The sequence below is a fragment of the Halobacillus sp. BBL2006 genome (assembly GCF_000786645.1).
GTDB lineage: Bacteria > Bacillota > Bacilli > Bacillales > Halobacillaceae > Halobacillus.
Genome location: NZ_JRNX01000680.1, coordinates 1 through 1,126, shown reverse-complemented (window position 1 = coordinate 1,126; position 1,126 = coordinate 1). Strand labels below are relative to the sequence as shown.

Annotated in this window: 1 protein-coding gene; it reads right to left on the bottom strand. The window is 39.7% G+C overall.

Going from position 1 to position 1,126, the window contains the following annotated elements; genetic code table 11:
- Nucleotides 1-264: 264 nt before the first annotated feature.
- Nucleotides 265-894 carry a SafA/ExsA family spore coat assembly protein gene (safA, locus tag LD39_RS18190; RefSeq protein WP_369793264.1) on the bottom strand — a complete coding sequence of 210 codons (630 nt, stop codon included), beginning with the start codon at nucleotides 892-894 and terminating at the stop codon, nucleotides 265-267.
- Nucleotides 895-1,126: the final 232 nt, after the last annotated feature.

The window sequence follows — 1,126 nt, the reverse complement described above, 5'->3', positions numbered from 1 at the left end:
TTGTGTTTTTTCTTTTGTCTCTTCTTTTGATTCATCCTCAGCTGATTGTTCATCATTTGAACCACTTCCACACGCAGTAAGAACTAAGGTGAAGACTGCCATAAGTATAAATAACATCCACTTTCTATGTTTCATTTCATCGCCCTCCATCGGAATTGATAATCATTCTCAAATTAAAACTCTGTGTACTATCATAATCATAAACACTTTCTCTGTAAAGGGATGGATACAAAAAAGGCCGATGAAAGTCACCGGCCTTTTTGCTTATTGACTAATGAATTGTTGTGTCCAGTAATGTCCGTAACTTCCACCTTTGGCATAACCCACACCAATTTGCGTTAAGTTCGGATCAAGGATGTTTCTCCTGTGACCAGCACTATTCATCCAGCCGTTAACCACTTCTTGTGGAGTCCGTTGACCGGCTGCAATGTTTTCTGCTGCTCTTCGATAGTTGATATTAAAATCTCTCATCATTTGGAATGGAGACCCGTAAGTAGGAGAATTATGTGAGAAATATCCTTTATCTCTCATGTCTCTCGATTTGTACCTGGCCACTCTGGAAAGCTGCCAATTTTCTTTTAACGCTGGCAGTCCATTCTTTGCTCTTGCCTGATTTGTCAGGTCAATGACTTGTTGTTCAACTGACTTAATCTGTGTTTTTAATGGGATCGTCACTCGATCGCCTGGATAGATTAAATCAGGATTATTGAACTGAGGGTTTGCATTGATAATTTCTGATAATCCTATCTGATAGCGTTTGGAAATTTTCCATAACGTATCCCCGCTTTTGACAATGTACGTATCGGTTGCTGCGTGAGTGATTTGGGGGGTCTGTACAAATAGCACTGCTGATAGCATGATAACGCCTAGCCACATCCAAAACTTCACATTCATTCGCTCCTTTTATAGTGTAGTCAGATGTAGTTTGGCTCAAATGTTTGAATCTATGTATGTAATAAAATCTTAATGGTTATTTTTTCTTATTCCATTAAAGCTTCCTATTCCGGAAAACTCAGTTTCGAGACTTTTATTTGGGAGGTAAGGAACTTTACGTTCGATTTCGATAACTCTATATGATAAGGGTCGTGGTGGTAGGGGGAGACTCCCGTGGGAGAAGGAAGTAGGC